Annotated in this window: 21 protein-coding genes; 10 read left to right on the top strand and 11 right to left on the bottom strand. The window is 37.7% G+C overall.

From position 1 onward, the window contains the following. Nucleotides 1–42 precede the first annotated feature (42 nt). On the top strand, nucleotides 43–648 hold the full coding sequence (locus KPC_RS02770) for a DedA family protein (protein WP_228212133.1): 606 nt from the start codon (nucleotides 43–45) through the stop codon (nucleotides 646–648). Nucleotides 649–993: 345 nt separating this feature from the next. Next, on the top strand, nucleotides 994–1,404 hold the full coding sequence (locus KPC_RS02765) for an ABZJ_00895 family protein (protein ID WP_121972907.1): 411 nt from the start codon (nucleotides 994–996) through the stop codon (nucleotides 1,402–1,404). Nucleotides 1,405–1,470: 66 nt separating this feature from the next. Here KPC_RS02765 and KPC_RS02760 read toward each other — a convergent pair whose 3' ends face one another. Continuing rightward, a complete protein-coding gene (locus KPC_RS02760; protein WP_121972906.1) occupies nucleotides 1,471–1,995 on the bottom strand; it encodes a YecA/YgfB family protein in 525 nt (174 codons plus the stop codon). Nucleotides 1,996–2,061: 66 nt separating this feature from the next. Next, a complete protein-coding gene (locus tag KPC_RS02755; RefSeq protein WP_121972905.1) occupies nucleotides 2,062–2,268 on the bottom strand; it encodes a PA3496 family putative envelope integrity protein in 207 nt (68 codons plus the stop codon). Between the two features lie 411 nt (nucleotides 2,269–2,679). On the opposite strand from KPC_RS02755, the gene rpoD reads away from it, so the two are divergent. Together rpoD and KPC_RS02745 are read left to right on the top strand one after the other, a co-directional pair. After that, nucleotides 2,680–4,623 carry an RNA polymerase sigma factor RpoD gene (rpoD, locus tag KPC_RS02750; RefSeq protein WP_407641969.1) on the top strand — a complete coding sequence of 648 codons (1,944 nt, stop codon included), beginning with the start codon at nucleotides 2,680–2,682 and terminating at the stop codon, nucleotides 4,621–4,623. A 106-nt stretch (nucleotides 4,624–4,729) separates the two neighbouring features. Further along, nucleotides 4,730–5,017 carry a YbeD family protein gene (locus tag KPC_RS02745; protein WP_121972903.1) on the top strand — a complete coding sequence of 96 codons (288 nt, stop codon included), beginning with the start codon at nucleotides 4,730–4,732 and terminating at the stop codon, nucleotides 5,015–5,017. A gap of 93 nt (nucleotides 5,018–5,110) precedes the next feature. Here KPC_RS02745 and KPC_RS02740 read toward each other — a convergent pair whose 3' ends face one another. Then, entirely contained in the window at nucleotides 5,111–5,842 is a 732-nt protein-coding gene (locus tag KPC_RS02740; protein WP_121972902.1) for a CDGSH iron-sulfur domain-containing protein, read from the bottom strand. A 318-nt stretch (nucleotides 5,843–6,160) separates the two neighbouring features. Here KPC_RS02740 and lipB point away from each other — a divergent pair, with 318 nt between their 5' ends. The 4 genes from lipB to KPC_RS02715 all read left to right on the top strand — a co-directional run bounded on the left by lipB (nucleotide 6,161) and on the right by KPC_RS02715 (nucleotide 10,270). Continuing rightward, nucleotides 6,161–6,820, top strand: coding sequence for a lipoyl(octanoyl) transferase LipB (gene lipB / locus KPC_RS02735; RefSeq protein WP_121972901.1), 660 nt, complete (start codon nucleotides 6,161–6,163; stop codon nucleotides 6,818–6,820). A gap of 77 nt (nucleotides 6,821–6,897) precedes the next feature. Then, nucleotides 6,898–7,431: a hypothetical protein gene (locus KPC_RS02730; RefSeq protein WP_121972900.1), complete on the top strand. Its 534-nt coding sequence runs from the start codon at nucleotides 6,898–6,900 to the stop codon at nucleotides 7,429–7,431. 3 nt (nucleotides 7,432–7,434) lie between these two features. Then, nucleotides 7,435–8,619, top strand: coding sequence for an iron-containing alcohol dehydrogenase (locus KPC_RS02725; protein ID WP_121972899.1), 1,185 nt, complete (start codon nucleotides 7,435–7,437; stop codon nucleotides 8,617–8,619). A gap of 265 nt (nucleotides 8,620–8,884) precedes the next feature. Beyond that, the gene (locus KPC_RS02715; RefSeq protein WP_121972898.1) at nucleotides 8,885–10,270 is read left to right on the top strand and encodes an APC family permease; all 1,386 of its coding nucleotides are present in this window, start codon (nucleotides 8,885–8,887) and stop codon (nucleotides 10,268–10,270) included. A 74-nt stretch (nucleotides 10,271–10,344) separates the two neighbouring features. Here KPC_RS02715 and KPC_RS02710 read toward each other — a convergent pair whose 3' ends face one another. Continuing rightward, nucleotides 10,345–10,902, bottom strand: coding sequence for a flavodoxin family protein (locus KPC_RS02710; protein ID WP_121972897.1), 558 nt, complete (start codon nucleotides 10,900–10,902; stop codon nucleotides 10,345–10,347). A gap of 118 nt (nucleotides 10,903–11,020) precedes the next feature. Between KPC_RS02710 and KPC_RS02705 the strand changes: the two genes are divergently transcribed. Continuing rightward, on the top strand, nucleotides 11,021–11,398 hold the full coding sequence (locus KPC_RS02705; protein ID WP_121972896.1) for a winged helix-turn-helix transcriptional regulator: 378 nt from the start codon (nucleotides 11,021–11,023) through the stop codon (nucleotides 11,396–11,398). Between the two features lie 150 nt (nucleotides 11,399–11,548). On the opposite strand, the gene KPC_RS02700 is transcribed toward KPC_RS02705, so the two are convergent. From KPC_RS02700 to rplU, 7 genes are all read right to left on the bottom strand, one after another. Then, entirely contained in the window at nucleotides 11,549–12,028 is a 480-nt protein-coding gene (locus tag KPC_RS02700) for a tRNA (cytidine(34)-2'-O)-methyltransferase (RefSeq protein WP_121972895.1), read from the bottom strand. A 230-nt stretch (nucleotides 12,029–12,258) separates the two neighbouring features. Continuing rightward, the gene (gene cysG, locus KPC_RS02695) at nucleotides 12,259–13,641 is read right to left on the bottom strand and encodes a siroheme synthase CysG (protein WP_121972894.1); all 1,383 of its coding nucleotides are present in this window, start codon (nucleotides 13,639–13,641) and stop codon (nucleotides 12,259–12,261) included. 55 nt (nucleotides 13,642–13,696) lie between these two features. Then, nucleotides 13,697–14,968: a serine--tRNA ligase gene (gene serS / locus KPC_RS02690; protein WP_121972893.1), complete on the bottom strand. Its 1,272-nt coding sequence runs from the start codon at nucleotides 14,966–14,968 to the stop codon at nucleotides 13,697–13,699. 128 nt (nucleotides 14,969–15,096) lie between these two features. Beyond that, entirely contained in the window at nucleotides 15,097–15,885 is a 789-nt protein-coding gene (locus tag KPC_RS02685; protein ID WP_121972892.1) for an RsiV family protein, read from the bottom strand. Between the two features lie 399 nt (nucleotides 15,886–16,284). Next, entirely contained in the window at nucleotides 16,285–16,977 is a 693-nt protein-coding gene (gene lolA / locus KPC_RS02680) for an outer membrane lipoprotein chaperone LolA (protein ID WP_121972891.1), read from the bottom strand. A 205-nt stretch (nucleotides 16,978–17,182) separates the two neighbouring features. Then, on the bottom strand, nucleotides 17,183–17,440 hold the full coding sequence (rpmA, locus tag KPC_RS02675) for a 50S ribosomal protein L27 (RefSeq protein WP_121972890.1): 258 nt from the start codon (nucleotides 17,438–17,440) through the stop codon (nucleotides 17,183–17,185). Between the two features lie 18 nt (nucleotides 17,441–17,458). Continuing rightward, nucleotides 17,459–17,770: a 50S ribosomal protein L21 gene (gene rplU / locus KPC_RS02670; protein WP_121972889.1), complete on the bottom strand. Its 312-nt coding sequence runs from the start codon at nucleotides 17,768–17,770 to the stop codon at nucleotides 17,459–17,461. Between the two features lie 428 nt (nucleotides 17,771–18,198). On the opposite strand from rplU, the gene sdsA reads away from it, so the two are divergent. Beyond that, on the top strand, nucleotides 18,199–19,176 hold the full coding sequence (sdsA, locus tag KPC_RS02665; protein ID WP_121972888.1) for an All-trans-nonaprenyl-diphosphate synthase: 978 nt from the start codon (nucleotides 18,199–18,201) through the stop codon (nucleotides 19,174–19,176). Nucleotides 19,177–19,185: the final 9 nt, after the last annotated feature.

Genomic DNA, 19,185 nt, shown 5'->3' with positions numbered 1-19,185 from the left:
GAACATAATATATAAATACAATACACAGCATTATTCTATTTTATGTCGAACTGGATTATACAAATCATGGAACAGCTTGGATACTTTGGTATTCTTTTGCTCATGTTTCTTGATAATGTTTTCCCGCCTATCCCGTCTGAAATTATTATGCCGTCTGCAGGATTTTCTGCATCACAAGGACAACTTACATTATATGGGGTTATTTTAGCTGGAAGTTCTGGTTCATTAATTGCAGCAGCCTTACTTTACTGGATCGGCTATCAATTCAGTCATGATAGTATTTTTAAATATGTTGATCGTTACGGAAAATATATTTTTATTCAACAAAAAGATATTCAGAAAGCTTTAGTATTTTTTGAAAAATACGGGCATCGTATTGTTTTTTTCGGCAGAATGATTCCTGCTGTTCGCTCACTTATCAGTATTCCTGCCGGTATGAGCCGTATGCCTTTTTGGAAATTCATGTTTTATAGTGCTCTTGGAACGATCATTTGGACAACTTTCTTGGCATGTATTGGTTACTATTTTGGACAAAATAAGATATTAATGGATAAAATCATTAGCCATTTAAGTTTAGTCATTATCACGCTGGCTGTAATCTTTATAATTTGTTATCTTTATCGTAAGTTTAAAAATAAATCACGTTAATATTTAGGATTCATTGACATTTTAGAGTGATTGAGACATAGATTGTTTTTAGCTTATACGAAATGGATTATATTAGTCATCCAGGTAATGAGTAAACTGGTGTTTCGCAAAACAAAGAGTAGATCCAAAGTAATCTTGCCTTGCTTCACCTTGTACCTCATACACAACAGTAGTTTGAATTCATTCAAGGCTAACTAAAATTATCCTAAGCTTTGCTGTAAAACTTAAAATATTCTCACTATTCTCTAAGTTTTACGTCTAGTTAACTTAATTTTAGCTGACAACGTATTTCTGTTCTGAAATGTCGATATCCCCTGATGTGATAAAGTATTTTTTGGGGTCAAAATGAAACATTATTTTCTTTATTTCGCAGCAATTTACAGTATTGCTCTCGTCCTACTTGGCTTACTTTTAAGCATCTTGAATTTAGGTTTTATTACGACACTACCTATTTTGCTTGCAGCTGCTTTTTTAACTGCCTCACACTTTGTAAAAAAAGAACTACGCTTACCAAGCCATGATGAAAAAATACAATTGGTCTGGGGCAGTACTGCAACGGCATTGGTAATTGCCTGTTTATTATTATTCTTTTATATCGTTACAAATCCTGCATCAGACCATCTACTTGAAATAGCAGAAAAAACAGGTCTGGCGGGTTCTGCTATTATTATGCTGTTCATCGTGATTATTCATGGCGGCGTATTTTATTTAGCTTATAGCTGGTATGCCAATCAATGCTTCCAGAAATTAAAATAAGTTTTAACTCATAAAAAAACTCATGTGAAAACACATGAGTTTTAAAACATCTTAAAAATGCAAAAATTAGTTTGGTGTGTGATACATGAGGTACAGCTCATTTAAATTATCTGGTATTTCTTCAGCAAGCTCATCCATCAGCTGACCATTACGACGGAAAGATTCCATTTGAGGATCTTCCTCATCAATACCGCTAAACACCATAATTGGCAAGGTTAAATCAACCAGTTGATCTTCAAATTCTGGTGTAAACCATGCTTCTTCATTCAGGAACATTGCATCAACAAAACCAACGCTCCAGTCCCCAAGGCTTGAATCTACATCAGCTTCTTCTATTTCAAAAGGAAACTCTATTCCTTCTTCATTTGCCAAATTTTGGCGAATATCATTCAGCCAAAGCTTGATTTGTTCTACAATTTCTTTAGGTGCTTTGTTCTGGTTACCTTCAAAAAGTTCATCTAACCAACGGTCAAATTGAGGTCCAACAGCAATGGCACATAAAAAACCATGTGTAGCTGCGAAATCTAGACCATACTCGTTTTGGTCGCCATCTAGATAGTCACTCAGCTGGTCTAAATCTAAAGCACTCATCATGAATCCAATATTTACTAAAAATTCGTATGTAGCATAACACTACCCTTTAGATATAACGTAATTTTATTCGTCTTCATCGTCTAAATCATCGTCATCAAAATCATAATCAAAGTCTTTTAATTCTCTTTCAAGACGACGTTGAGCAAGTAAATCGTCAATTAAACGACGTTTTTCTAAAGATTCTTTTGCGCTAATTTTGCTTGATGACTCATCAAAATTAACATCATCATCACCGTAGCTATCATCTAGTTCAAAATCTGTAGAAGACACTAAAACTACCTCATAATGAAAAAATGTGAATGGGTCTAGGCGCTATTTATCTGTCTTCCAAACACTTGTCAAGTTTTATTTGATTATTTTGCTTTTGTTTGCGTTTTTTTACTTTTTTTTCGAATAAAAATTATGCATTATGCGAAAATATCTTTCAGGCTTGTTACAATTTCATTTATGCTTAGCATGCATTGTGTTTCAATACGATAAAGATGAACATTATAAAATTTAGCAGTCAAAAACTAAATCCAATGATGTTTAACAAGTTTGATACCCATTAATTCAGGTGAAAAATTCAGAGTAGCTCTTGAAAATAACGATATTGACCCAATACTTAAGAAAAGTTGTTCAATCAAAGAAACTTTTTCAAACGGAATTGACTGATCAATTCAACGACTATTTTTTTAAATTGTGCTATCATGCACGGTTTTTCACTGCCACAGATTCAACGAGAAGAGAGCAAAGATGAGCGATATGCATTCCCCTACTTCCCAAGTAGCGGCTCTTATTAGCCGAGGCAAAGAACAAGGTTACTTAACCTACGCTGAGGTTAACGATCATCTCCCAGACTCAATTACAGAAAGCGAACAGATTGAAGATATTATTCAGATGCTTCAAGACGTTGGTATTCCTGTGCACGAACGTGCGCCTGAATCTGATGATGCAATGTTCGAAGGTAGCAATGACACAACTGACGAAGTTGCAGAAGAAGAAGCAGCTGCAGTACTTGCATCGGTAGAAAATGAACCTGGTCGTACAACTGACCCTGTACGTATGTATATGCGTGAAATGGGTACTGTTGAACTTTTGACACGTGAAGGCGAAATCAGTATCGCTAAACGTATCGAAGAGGGGATCCGTGATGTATTGCATTCAATTGCCTATTGGCCGAATGCTGTTGAGGTCGTTTTACAAGAATACAAAGATTATGAAAATGGCGAACGCCGTTTAGCAGACATTCTTTCAGGTTATCTTGACCCTGAAACTGATGATGATATTCCAGAAGTTTTAGAAGATGAATCTGAAGACCTAGAAGATGAAGAAGAAGCATCAAGCAAACCGACAAAAGACGTTAAACTTGATGATGACGATGAAGAAGAAGAATCTGAAAGCGATGATGATTCTGAAGGTGATTCTGGACCTGATCCTGAAATTGCCAAAGCCCGTTTTGCAGAGTTAGAGGCTGCATGGGTAGCCGCAAAAGATACTCTTGCAAAACACGGTCGTAACAGTGCAGAAGGTAAACAGGTTCTTGAAGACCTTGCAACTGTATTTATGATGTTCAAATTTACACCTCGTTTATTTGATATCATTTCTGAAATGATTCGTGGTACACATGACCAGATCCGTACTTCAGAACGTGAAGTCATGCGCTATGCTGTTCGTCGTGGTCGTATGGATCGTACCCAATTCCGTACAAGCTTCCCAGGTCAGGAATCCAATCCGGCTTGGTTGGATGAACAGATTGCAAAAGCACCTGCTGAAATCAAAAATTACCTAGAAAAAGTTCGCCCTGATGTACTCGCATTCCAGCAAAAGATTGCTGATATCGAAAAAGAACTTGATCTCAATGTAAAAGAGATTAAAGACATTTCTAAACGCATGGCCATTGGTGAAGCCAAAGCTCGTCGCGCGAAAAAAGAAATGGTTGAAGCCAACTTACGTCTGGTTATCTCAATTGCGAAAAAATACACTAACCGTGGACTTCAATTCCTGGACTTGATTCAGGAAGGTAATATCGGTTTGATGAAAGCTGTAGACAAATTTGAATACCGTCGTGGTTACAAATTCTCAACCTACGCGACCTGGTGGATTCGTCAGGCGATTACCCGCTCTATTGCCGATCAGGCACGTACGATTCGTATTCCAGTACACATGATCGAAACCATTAACAAGATCAACCGTGTATCTCGCCAGCTTCTTCAGGAAATGGGACGTGAACCTACTCCTGAAGAATTAGGTGAACGTTTAGAGATGGATGAAGTTAAAGTTCGTAAAGTCCTAAAAATTGCCAAAGAACCGATTTCTATGGAAACGCCTATTGGTGATGATGAAGATTCACATCTTGGGGACTTTATTGAAGATGGCAACATCACATCTCCTATTGATGCTGCAACTTCAGAAGGCTTAAAAGAAGCAACACGCGAAGTTCTTGAAAATTTAACTGAGCGTGAAGCAAAAGTATTGAAAATGCGTTTTGGTATCGATATGCCAACAGACCATACTTTAGAGGAAGTTGGTAAGCAATTTGATGTAACACGTGAACGTATTCGTCAGATTGAAGCAAAAGCCTTACGTAAACTTCGTCATCCTTCCCGTTCTGAACACTTACGTTCATTCCTGGAAAATGACTAATCAATCACAGGATAACTTGAATTTTTAGAAGTTATCCCCATTTATTGATTAGAGCTATAAACGCCTGCAAATTGATGCGGGCGTTTTCAATCAATTGAGGTGAATCATGTTAGACCGCACACCATCTCGTGAATTACGCGAAGATCTTTGGGTATTTCCAATGGATTATCCAATCAAACTTATTGGTAATGCTGGAGAGGAACTACGTGGTGCTGTAGTCGAAATTTTGGTAAAACATTTCCCAGATTTTGATGAAACTACCATAAAAATACAGCCTTCACGTACTGGTAAGTATCATTCTTTGACTGCACAGCTACGTTTTGATGAGCTTGAGCAAGTTCATGCGCTTTATGCTGATCTTGCTGCTTGCGAACATATACGTACTGCACTGTAGTAAAAAAACACGCCCTAAGGCGTGTTTTTTTATTGCTATAACAAGACCTAAAAATAGTAAAACTTTATATTATTTAATTACATATAAGAGTATTCATTCAATACCATCATGGTATTTCACTGAAGCATGTGTCCCATCACAAAATGGTTTATTTGACGATTCGCCACAACGACAAAGTGCCTGCCGATTTCGAATCTCGTAAGATTCACCATTTGCACTTTCAACACGAATACCACCACGTACCATAAGTGGTCCACTACAACCAATTGCGGGATCTTCTATTGCATATATTCCAGCATTTTCAGCATGTTCTATCGGTTGTTGAGTTTCCCGATCAAATACCAGCAATCTGCCTCCTGCACAGGCATGCACCATAAATTCTGTCAGTTTTTCATGTGACTCACCACGCATTTGTACTTCATTCCACACTTGATTACCATTATCGCAAAAACGTGAAAATGCACAGTAATGCTCATTGTCTGTTAAAATTTGTTTCGGACCATCAATTTCCATAGAACCTTCTAGTAAAGGTTCAAAACTCGCCTTCTCTGTTAAATGCACTTCATTTTTTAAATGTGACCCATCACAAAATGGTGCATGATGACTATGCCCACAACGACATAAATACATTTCATCTTTTGATTCAAACGTTTTACCTGAAGCATAGCGACCAGAATTACCAGTTTCGTTTTGTTCTATAAAAACCTGTAGTAATTGTGGAGCGCCTGATACTTTATATGGTCCATCTTTGGTAACCTGAATAAAAACACTATCTGGTGCCGCTGTTGTACCTACTTGGATAATATACTTAGGTTTTGTTGTCATATTTTGCTCCACTTATAAATATTACTTAAGCTAGATTTTTCTTTATATTCAGAATCGCATTGCTTATAGCTTTTAAATAATTGTTTTTGTAATAAATGCACAAAATTATCATTTATAATAAATACTTACATTCTTTTTTAACATTTGTTTTTTAAAGATAAAATGCTGTGCTCAGCATAACAGTTACAAGGACAATTGTATGATTTATATTTTTTCTAAATAGATTCAACCATGAAAACGATATTCCCTCGCCCTATCCTGTCGTAAATTCTTTATAATCTATCCAATACATGCAAATAAGCCAAGGACACATTTTAAGTGAACGATGCTGTTCTAAAACCGACACTCATAATCCGTAAATATGAAAGCTTAACCCCTTATCAAGATCGTTTTGTTGAAATGAAATCATTTACAGAACAGCGTGATCAAGATACACCTGATCAACTTTGGCTACTACAACACCCTCCGGTCCTCACCCAGGGGCAAGCAGGTAAACCTGAACATATTTTGATTCAAAGTGATATACCCATTGTACAAAGTGATCGTGGTGGTCAAGTAACTTGGCATGGTCCAGGGCAATTGGTGATTTATTTCATGTTTGACCTCAACAGACTTGGCTGGAATGTCAGAACACTGGTGTCCTATGCTGAAAATCTCATGATTTCACTGTTAAAAAAATATGGTATTGATGCTTATGCCAAGCCCGATGCACCAGGTGTTTATGTCACAGAGCGAAAAATCGGCTCATTGGGTTTTAAAATTCGGAAAGGTCGTAGCTATCACGGTTTAGCATTGAATATCGATTGCGACTTGTTCGGTTTTCATACAATCAATCCATGTGGTTATGCAGGTCTGGAAATGATTAGAATTTGTGATCTAGTCAAAAATTATCCTGATTTTAATCAACTATGTACCGATGTGATTGATCATTTTACAAATAGTGGTTACTTTAGTGACGTACAAGTCATTCCACAATAAAGGGCTTTTCATTTACAGCAAAACAAATTAGAGTAATTACTCTAAACATAAATAAATTTGAATAAAAGGTATAGCGCGTGATTTCAACTCAATCAGTTAAGCCCGCCTTTGAACAAGCCTATGTCAAACTCATGATGGATGTTATTGGCAGGGGGCTGGTTATGGCAAGCCAGGTCGATGATGAAGTTAAATATGAGGTATCAAAATTCCCTGTTGGGTTTACCTTATCTATGACTGTATTTCCCTATGGTCCAGCATTTGTCGCTCAGGTAAATGATCAACAGCAACTAACATTAATCAAATCACCTTCTGCCAAGCCAGATTTAACCATTATGTTTAAGCACATGCACCACGCATTTCTGGTTTTTTCTTTTCAAGAAAGTACAGCTCAAGCATTTGCCAATGATCGCATGGTTGCAGATGGTGACTTGAGCTATGCTATACGACTAGTGCGCTGCCTAAATAAAATGGAATCACTCATTCTTCCAAAGGTTATTGCTGAATTGGCAGTGAAACAATATCCAAATGAACTCAATCTAAAAGAAAAACTATCTGGCGCAGCCAATATCTATCTAAAAGTTGCCCAATCCTATTTTACAAGGAGTGCTTAAGTCATGGCTAAATCGTATTATGAGTTTTTTTGTCCAGTTAAAGTCATTGCAGGCCATGCAGCTTTAGAACACATTCCTTTTGAGCTTGCTTCACTTGGCTCTAAGCGTCCAATGATTATTACAGACAAAGGTGTACGTAATAATGGTCTATTAAAGCCAATTGAAGCAGCATTTGAAGGTACTGATGTCGTTTTGGCGCATATCTTTGATGATGTTCCACCTGATTCGAGTCTGGAAACTGTTCGAGCTGCAGCTGAAGCTTATCGTACAAATAACTGTGATGCGATTATTGCTGTCGGTGGCGGCTCTGTTATTGATACCTCTAAAGCAACCAATATCTTAGTAACAGAAGGTGGTGATGACCTGCTTAAATATTCTGGAGCGCATAATCTGCCTCGACCGCTAAAACCTTTTTTTGTGATTCCGACAACATCAGGAACAGGTTCGGAAGTTACTATGGTCGCTGTGGTTTCTGATACACAAAAGCAAGTCAAAATGGCTTTTGCATCTAACTACTTGATGCCACATGCTGCAATTCTAGATCCACGCATGACTCAAACATTGCCTCCTCACTTAACAGCAATGACAGCAATGGATGCAATGACACATGCTGTTGAAGCATATACATGCTTAGCTGCAAATCCAATGAGTGACGCTTATGCAACAGCAGCAATCAAGAAAATTTCAGATAACCTTTTTAACGTCCTGGAAAACCTAACTGATGCTGAAGGCCGTTTAGAACTTGCCCAAGCATCAACCATGGCTGGTGTTGCTTTTTCTAATTCTATGGTCGGTTTAGTGCATTCATTAGGTCATGCACTTGGTGCTGTTGCTCATCTTCCGCATGGTTTATGCATGAACTTATTCTTGCCATATGTTCTCGAATACAACAAGGAAGTAAATGGCAACAAAATTGCAGATTTATTATTTCCTTTAGTTGGTCCTGATATTTATGCACAAACTCCAGCTGATCAACGTGCAGACAAAGCGATTTCAACTCTGCTTGCTATGCGTGACCGTTTATTTTCGCTAACCAAGCTTCCTCGTACTTTAAGTGAAACTGGTAAAGTAACTAAAGAACAATTAGATGAAGTAGCAGAAAAAGCGTTAAATGATGGCTCGATTATCTATAATCCTAAAGAAGCTACATTAAAAGATTTAAAATCTATCTTAGAAAAAGCTTGGTAATTGCTGAAAAATAAGCGAATATAGCAACCCAATAAGGCCTGATGTTTTTTTAAACATCAGGCTTTTATCATGCAGAATTCAAACTGAATTAAATTTAAGCAAACTGGCTCGATTTCTGCTAAAAAAATTAACAAAGTTACTGACAAATAGTATCAATTTAGGATAGATTGGCGCACTTTGTTTTAATCAATGGGGGGATCGTTCGTCTCAAACGATCCTTAACAGACATGACTGATCCTTGATCAACGATTATGAGGATACGCCGTTGACAACTCAAACTGGGACTCAACCTGCGGCTAAACTGCAAAAAAATCTTGTGCTTTGGCACATCATCATTATAGGTTTAGCATATATTCAACCAATGACAGTTTTTGATACTTTCGGATTAGTATCTCAAGACAGTCATGGGCATGTACCAACATCTTATATTTTTGCCTTAATCGCAATCTTGCTAACGTCCATTAGCTATGGGCACATGATTAAGCGCTATCCATCAGCTGGTTCTGCATATACCTATGCACAAAAATCAATTCATCCAAATGTCGGTTTTATGGTGGGTTGGTCTTCATGGTTGGATTATTTATTGTCACCTCTAGTGAATATCATTCTTGCCGATATTTACTTACGTGCACTTTTCCCAGATGTAAATAACTGGTTCTGGGTGATTGGATTAACCCTGTTAATGACGGTCATCAATCTGTTCGGTGCCCGCTTTGTCGCACGATTTAACAGTACTATTGTCTTTGTCCAGATTGGTGTTATTTTCTACTTCACTTATAAAGTGTATTTATTGCTTAGTCAGGGAATTAATGCTGACGGAAGTCTGGATCAATCTCAATATCAGCTTTGGAGTATCGCACCATTCTGGAATGAGATGACATCTATTGGCGCATTAATTACTGGTGCAACTATTTTATGTTTCTCATTCACAGGCTTTGATGCCCTATCATCACTTGCAGAAGAAACTAAAGATACCGAACGGGTTCTACCTCGTGCAATTTTTCTAACAGCATTAATTGCCGGGATCATCTTTATTATCAGTACTTACTTTATGCAGGTATATTTTCCGAGTGATCCAGTTCAATACTTTAAAAAGATTGATGAAACACAGCCAGAAATCTTGCTCGCGATTGGTGGTATTACCTTCCAGACAGTGATTTTGTACTTCGCAATTGTAACTGTTATGGCTTCTGGTATTTCAGCACATGCAGGTGTATCTCGCCTAATGTATGTGATGGGACGTGATGGTGTTATTAATAAGAAAATCTTTGGTCATATTAGTCCAAAACTTTATACACCGACATACAACATTATCATTGTTGGTGTTGTTGCCCTTAGTGCCGGTTTCCTTGATTTTGAACATATCGCAAACCTGATCAGTTTCGGTGCTCTCACAGCTTTCAGTTTTGTAAATTTTTCCGTTATTTCTCGTTATGCTCTACGTGATGGCCGTAGCAAGAATATGAAAGATATCATTAACTACATCATTATCCCTGTACTTGGCTTTGCCAGCGTATTTATGATGTGGCTCGAAATTGATCAACTTGCACTTAAAATCGGTTTGATCTGGGCTGCAATTGGTGTTGGTTATCTTGCATATAAAACACGAGGCTTCCGTTATCCTGCACCACAACATAATGAACATGAGTAACCGGATTACCCAATAATTTAAAAAGGCGCTTCATGCGCCTTTTTTTAATTATAAGATCAGACAGTAATTCTGATCTATGAACCAACAAATTTATCCGTAATTTGCTTAATACGTCTTGCAAATCTTTTTGCTGTATCCAGATCACCTGATGGAATCTCATCAGCACTAGCATCAGAGGGAGATTGAACCAGCAAACCAACAGAACCACCCAGGTTATTAACATCCTGACGAGTGGCTGCTTTAGTATTTGATGGAGCCAAGCCAAGACTAATCCAGATTCCTCCATGTTGGGATGCAAGTGTTTGCAATCCAATCAACGTTACCTGCTTATCGCCATTTAAGCTCGCGCTATTGGTAAATCCAGCAAAGACTTTATCTTCCCAACCACGTGTAAACCAGATTTTTGAAGTTGCATCAGCAAATTTTTTAAACTGCCAAGGTGTTCCCCCCATATATGTTGGCGCACCGAATACAATTGCATCAGAAATATTTAATATTTCCCAATCACCCTCACTAATCTCTCCCTCTTGGTTAATTTCTACCAGTTGGGCATCAACTTCATCGGCAAAAGTTTCAGCTATCACTTTTGTATGACCATACCCTGAATAATAAACCACAGCTATTTTAGACATTGTTTCATTCACAAATATTTAAGATGATCTAATAATATATTTTAGATACTAAGTGTCAATTAGTTACCTAGAGGTAACTATTGTGATAAAATGCATAAATCATGTAATGGTTACAAATATGAACAATTGTCCTGATTTTAATGTCTACCATCCTAACTGTCCCTCACGTTTATTTTTTGAAAATATGGCTGATAAATGGGTTCTTTTTATCCTGGATACATTAAAAATTGAGCCATTACATTTTAATTTGTTACGTAAAAATATTATTGGGATTTCCCCAAAAGTTCTGTCACAAAAATTAAAAATGTTAGAAAGAGATGGTTTTATACAAAGACATTTACTCGATACACGACCAATTAAAGTTGAATATTCACTCACAATATTAGGCAAAGAACTCGCTCAGACTGCTTATCAATTTAAAATTTGGGCTGAGAGTAATATGCAATATGTTTTAGAAGCACAACAAAAGTATGATGCTTCTGTTAAAACTTCCTAAATAACACGTAACATGCAGATTATTGCCAGCCTATTCAGAAATATCTAATGATCATTTATCAATAATAAATCTTCCCTAATCACTCTTTTCAGTAGGATTAGGGACATTTTTAAAATTTATAATTAATAGCAACAATCTTTATGGCAAATTTCATTTTAACTCTTTAAAGCCTTGTTGGCGCCATGCTTCATATAAAATGACTGCTGTTGCATTAGATAAATTTAAACTACGAGATGAAGGTGCCATAGGTAAACGAATCCAATGCTCTTTTGTAAACATCATACGAACATGTTCAGGTAAACCACGAGTTTCCGGTCCCATCAATAGAGCAACTGGACGGTTCAAATTTGAGGTATGCGGAGTTTCAGAACCCTTTGTGGTTAAAGGATATATAGCATCTTTTTCAATACCTTTTACTTGTAAAAAAGCTAAGCATTCCTCGATATTTTCCCAGACTTGCATATGTGCCCACTCATGATAATCCAAGCCAGCACGTTTTAACTTTTTATCATCCAGCTCAAAACCAAGTGGTTTAATTAAATGCAATTGTGCACCTGTATTTGCACACAAACGAATAATATTACCAGTATTACTCGGAATTTCTGGCTCATATAAAACAACATGAATCACTTAATTACTCACTTATATACTTCAATTTATTACTCGGGCTTAGGACAATACCTTATCGTCACTTGCCCTCGTACTCAGGTATAATATTGATCTCACTCAGAAAAACGTTGTTTTTCTTATCCTCTTACTCAGGGCATAGCCTTAGCCTTGTGCTCGGGAAAACATTGTTTTTCTTATCCTCTTACTCAGGCACAGCCTTCGCCTTGCGCTCGGGAAAAACGTTGTTTTTCTTATCCTCGCTCATGCCATTGCAGTTGTTCACGTAATTTCACCACTTCACCAATGATCGTTAAGGTTGGTGCATGAATTTGATGTTCTGCAACTTTAGAAGCGATATCTGCTAAAGTTCCAACAACGACCTTTTGCTCTGGCGTTGTACCTTTAGAAATGAGTGCTACAGGCATATCTGCACGTTGACCATGTGCAACCAGCTTTTTACAAATCGTCTCAAGGCCCATCAACCCCATATACAGTACAAGTGTCTGGTGCTCATAAACTAATTCATCCCAAGGTAACTCAGGTGAGCCTTCTTTTAAATGCCCTGTCAGAAAACGGACACTTTGTGCATAATCACGATGAGTTAATGGAATACCTGCATAAGCAGAACAACCAGAAGCAGCTGTAATACCTGGTACAACCTGAAAAGTGATACCTGCCGCAAAAAGCTCCTGAATTTCCTCACCACCACGTCCAAAAATAAACGGATCACCACCTTTTAAACGACAGACCCGTTTACCCTCACTGGCATATTTCACCAATAATGCATTTATGCCTTCTTGTGGAACACTGTGATTAGAACGAGCTTTACCAACATAAACCTTTGTTGCATCTCGACGGCATAAGTTTAAAATCGGTTCAGACACTAACCGATCATAAATCACCACATCTGCTTGTTGCATCAAGCGCAAAGCTTTCAAGGTCAGTAGCTCTGGGTCACCTGGCCCTGCTCCAACCAGATATACTTCGCCTTTAGGTTTTACCCATTTATTTAAAGCCTGTGTAATTAACTGATCTGCTTCTTCAAGATTGTCATTAAAAACCAGCTCTTTTAATGGACTAGCATACAAATCTTCCCAAAAAATACGACGCTCATCGGGATTAGAAATTTTATCTTTAACAGTTTTACGCCATTTCCCTGAAAAATCTGCAAGTCTTCCCATCGCATGAGGAATCAAACTTTCAAGTTGAGTACGTAGCTGTCGAGATAAAACAGGAGATGCACCATTTGTAGCAATAGATACTACCAACGGCGAACGATCAATAATCGCTGGAACCATAAAACGGCAATGTGGAGGATCATCCACACTATTGACTAAAACTTTTATTTCCTCGCAGGCATTAAATACCTGCTGATTTACTATTTTTGAATTGGTTGCAGCAATCACCAAGCGATATTTTTGAAGTTCTATATGATGACCAAAGGAGGACTGGAAATATTCACCTTGGCTCTTTTGAATAACTTCTAATAATGCACTTTCAATTTCAGGTGCAATCACATCAATGATTGCACCCGCTTGAGCAAGTAAAACTGCTTTGCGATAAGCAATATGCCCACCGCCGACAATCAGACAAAACTCTCCCTGTAACTTCAAGGAAATTGGAAATATATCCACGGATGACCTCGTGCTTTATCTGATCATTAAAACAAGCAAAACTTATATGGATTGATTAATCAATATAAGTTGCACCGCCCATATATGGACGTAAAACTTCTGGAACTTCTATCGAACCATCCGCACGCTGATAATTTTCCATCACGGCAAGCAATGTACGACCTACAGCCAAGCCTGAGCCATTTAATGTATGAACAAGCTCAGTTTTCTTTTGATCAACACGATAACGTGCTTTCATACGACGAGCCTGAAAGTCCCACATATTTGAGCAAGATGAAATTTCACGATAAGTATTTTGGCTTGGAACCCAAACTTCCAGATCATAAGTTTTACAAGCACCAAAGCCCATATCCCCACCACAAAGTACAATCTTGCGATAAGGCAGACCAAGTGCCTGTAAAATACCTTCCGCATGACCTGTTAATGCTTCTAAAGCATCCATAGAGTCTTCAGCTTTCACAATCTGAACCATTTCAACTTTGTCAAACTGATGCTGACGGATCAAACCACGTGTATCACGCCCATAAGAACCTGCTTCACTACGGAAACATGGCGTATGTGCAGCATACTTAAGAGGTAAACGCTCTGCATCAATAATTTCATCACGAACAAAGTTAGTTACAGGAACTTCAGCTGTAGGAATCAAATAATATTCCTTTTCGCCTTGAAGCTTGAACAAATCTTCTTCAAATTTAGGAAGTTGCCCTGTACCACGTAGTGAGTCAGCATTCACTAAATAAGGTACATATGCTTCGGTATAACCATTTTTAAGCGTATGGGTATCGAGCATAAACTGAGTAAGTGCACGTTGTAGACGGGCAAGTGGACCTTTCAATACGCTAAAACGTGTGCCTGTAAGCTTTGTTGCTGTTTCGAACTCAAGACCACCCATCATTTCACCAAGATCTGTATGATCCTTGATTTCAAAATCAAACTGGCGAGGTGTACCCCATCTCAATATTTCCACATTATCACTTTCATCTTTACCTTCAGGTACTGATTCATGTGGTAAATTCGGAATAGATAAAGATTTTGCTTCGATTTCAGCTTGCAGGTCTGCGAGCTCAGCTTCGGCAGCTTTAATTTCATCACCAATAGCAGCCATGCGTGCCATGATTTCTGACGCATCACCACCTGCTTTTTTAATTTGACCTACTTGTTTTGCGCCCGAATTACGCTCAGCCTGCAAATTTTCAGTTTTGGACTGAATTTCTTTGCGGCGAGCTTCTAATGATGCCCACTCATCTACATTCAGTTGAACACCACGTTTTGCCAAGGCTAAATTTACAGCCTCAATATTATTTCTGAGTAATTTCGGGTCGATCATAGCCAATCTTTTATCATGTAAAAAACTGACTATAGTGTAAGCTCTTCACCGCAAAAAATACAGTGACAGAGCTTATTCAGATGATGATTCGTATAAGAAGACTGCAAAGAAGTCAAAATATAACTCAATTATTGCGATGCGTATTGTGGCAGGCCAGGTAAATATTCTGGTTTGATTAGATCTTTGGCTGAACTATAAGGTAATTTTAGTTCAGGCATACCTTCTGCATAAGAAGCCAATTCATATAATGGATAGACAAAAACAACCCCATTTACACCATAATAGTAATTATCACTTAATTGCAGTTTATCTGGGGTAATACTATGCTGTTCTAACCATAATGAGTTTGCTTCATACAGCTGCTGTACCAACTGTGCCTCTACATTAGGTTTTAAGATATCACTCAAAGCTAATCGTTTATGTGTAGTCAAATCAAAGGTTACAAACTCTTGATGGTGCATCCCATGCGCTGCTCCAGCGGCATATTCATAACTTTGAATAGCAAAAGTTGCTAAATTATTATTTTGCGATATATAACGCACATAGATAGAACTTTGATTAACCCCTTGCTGATGAGTATCAACTTTCACATCCTTGGTTTCTGCTGTAAATGCATTAGGTACAGCTTTCCTGATACGTTCCAAGAAATAATTATCTATCCACGGCACATTGGTTTTCACTGTTTGCAGATCATATTGCGTGCATCCCTGATCATCGCAGAATTGATTTTTATCCAGTTTAATACGCTGTACTTTACCTTGAATTACAGAAACCGGTTCATCACTTTGTTTGGCTGTTGATGTCTTTTGTGTTTCATCCGTATGCGCTTTAGGTTTTTCCTGACATCCGCCCATCAAAAGTGCTGCCGTACAAAATGGAATAGCCCATAACCATTGTAGTTTGATTTGACTTGTCATCTCTATAAACCTGTTGCAGTTCTTTTTCACTCAACGACAACTATACAAAGCTATGTTATTTAATTATATTAAGAATATGTATCTAAAGCCTATAAAATAGCCAACTTAATATCAGAAACAATCCAAACAAAAATATTAATATATTCAACATATTACCTCAAATATATCGCACACCACCCTGTTTTCCTTAACTTCCACCTCTAAAATAACTTTCTTCCAGTTCAGTATCACTATCAAATATTTCAAAACTCTTTATTCAATATATAAATTTATCGTTCACTCTTTATTTACCAAGACTCTCTCTTTCCTTAAGTTTAATTATTATCTCTAAATAAAAAATTTGTTGTTTCAATCGAATAAAAAAGCAACCATTAAGGTTGCTTTTTTTAACATCAGTGATTATTGATCGATAATATCAGTACCTTTCGGTGGTACAAAATTGAATATTGAAGCTGGAATTGATGGATTTACTTTAACATTATTAAATCGGACATAAGTCGTTTGACCTAGTGAATCTTGCAAGATCATTAAGCTCGGCGCTTTATTCGCTCCAAAGCTAATGGTTAAACTCTGGAATGCGCCATCTTTGTCTTTTGGATAAAGTGTATAATAGGTTTTGCCTGCATCTGGTTGAGTAATACGGTAAGTTTTCATAATCTGCTGCGTATTGCCTGACAACAATAATGCAGGCGTATTGGCAACCTGTTCATCCAGACTCTGACGCACAGCTTGTCCTAAATCAGGATCGTAAATCCAGACAGTTTTACCAGAAGTAACGATTGTTTGTTTTGCTGGTGAAGTTGTTTGCCAATAAAATTTACCAGGACGCGCAACTTTCATCTCACCTTTAAAGGTCTGATTCATATGTTGAGCAGTTAATCCCTTTTTCTGAGGTGCTTTACCACTGGTTAACTTTGTTGTTTGTTCAAAGTTTGCCGATAAACTTTTTATACCACTTAATTGTCTAACCAAATTAGACGTTGCCGTTTGCTCCGATGCCGCAGTTGCCGCAAAAACAGTTGTGCTCATTGCAGGTGCTAGCATTGCTGCACTGATTGTGATTGCACCCATCGTTTTACGAAGCATAGTCATATTTATCACCTTATAGATTTTGCAAGTATGCAATTTATTAAGGAATTTATCTTAAACTAAATTTAATAACGAATAATTGAGAAAATAAGATTTTTTGTATTGTTATGATAGAAAATGTTGGCTTTTGTCCATCATGATGAAGAAAATAGAAATACAGCAACTAAAAAAACCCACAAAACTGTGGGTTTTTTATAACGATTGAAACTTATGCAGTTTCAACAGTTACATAGCGACGGCCAAATTGACCTTTCACTTCAAATTTTACTACGCCATCAGCAGTAGCAAATAATGTATGGTCACGCCCCATACCTACGTTTGCACCAGCATGGAACTCAGTACCACGTTGACGAACGATGATGTTACCTGCAACTACAGCTTGACCGCCGTAAACTTTAACACCTAACATTTTTGGGTTTGAATCACGACCGTTACGTGTCGAACCACCGGCTTTTTTGTGAGCCATGTCTCTTACTCCTCGTGATTAGCCTGCGATACCAGTAATTTTCAACTCAGTGAACCATTGACGGTGACCTTGTTGTTTACGGTAATGTTTACGACGACGCATCTTAACAATACGGATTTTGTCGTGACGACCATGACCAACCACTTCTGCAGTTACTTTTGCGCCAGCAACAACTGGAGCACCGATTTGAATGTTGTCACCATTTACAACCATTAATACATCATCAAATGTAATAGTTGCGCCAGTTTCAGCTTTCAATAATTCTACTTTAAGGGTTTCACCCTCAACAACACGGTGCTGTTTACCACCGCTTTGGATTACTGCGTACATAACGTACTCCACTTGCCCGTGTCGCCGTGCCGATAAAGGGATATATCGATCTTAAGACGAACGCCACTGGGGTTATACAAGGGCAAAGATTTTAAGTGATAATTGCTTAAACAACAAGTCATTTTGCTTATTTTTTGAGTTAGATTCAAAATCATGCGATAAATAATACATTACAGCAAACTTAATCACTGAATTTAATAATTATTTAAACTACATCTCTTTATATCGCGATAGATTTTTGCATACAATCCGTTAATATATTGCCACAAAACAATTGAAGTAGAATACGCTATGTTTTATAACAATCTCGGATAGAAAAAGGACATATCGTTATATATTCGTCAGATGATTGTTTTATAAAGCTACAAAACATAATGTTAATTGTTACACTAGCGTACTAATTCGCATTTGCAGAGGACTCCCATCACATGACCATCGATTTTAAGCAAGATATTTTAGCTCCTGTTGCCACTGACTTTGCTGCGATGGACAAACTGATTAATGAAGGGATTAGCTCTAAGGTTGCACTTGTTATGTCAGTCAGCAAACACGTCGTTGAAGCTGGTGGTAAACGTATGCGCCCTATTATGTGTCTTCTCGCTGCACGAGCATGTGGTGAAACTGATCTGGAACAGGCTCAAAAACTCGCAGCAATTATCGAGATGTTACATACTGCAACTTTAGTACATGATGATGTCGTAGATGAGTCCGGTTTACGTCGGGGCAAACCAACTGCAAATGCAACCTGGAACAATCAAACTGCTGTTTTAGTTGGTGACTTCCTCATCTCTCGTGCATTTGACCTACTTGTTGATTTAAACAATATGGTTCTACTCAAGGATTTTTCTACAGGCACTTGTGAAATTGCGGAAGGTGAGGTTCTACAACTTCAGGCTCAACATCAGCCTGATACCGATGAAGCAACCTATCTAAGTATTATTCACGGAAAAACTTCTCGTTTATTTGAACTTGCTACTGAAGGTGCTGCTATTTTGGCAGGCAAGGAACAATATCGTGAACCCCTCAGGGTTTATGCAGGTCACTTTGGTAATGCATTCCAGATTATTGATGATATTTTAGACTATACATCTGATGCTGAAACATTAGGTAAAAATATTGGTGATGATTTAATGGAAGGTAAACCGACTTTACCTTTAATCTCTGCTTTACAAAAGACTGTTGGTGAAGAGCATCAAGTCATTCGCCGTAGTATTGCAACTGGTGGTACTTCTGAGCTTGATCGTGTGATTCAGATTGTACAAAGCTCTGGTGCACTAGATTATTGCCGTCAACGTGCGAAAGAAGAAACTGAAACTGCACTGAACGCACTCAATGATTTACCTGAAAGTGAATATCGCCAAGCTTTATACAATTTAGCCCAACTTGCTTTAAATCGAATTCAATAATCCTGTATC

Source organism: Acinetobacter stercoris (genome assembly GCF_900323515.1).
Taxonomy (GTDB): Bacteria; Pseudomonadota; Gammaproteobacteria; order Pseudomonadales; family Moraxellaceae; genus Acinetobacter; species Acinetobacter stercoris.
This window is presented reverse-complemented; position numbering and strand designations above follow the sequence as displayed.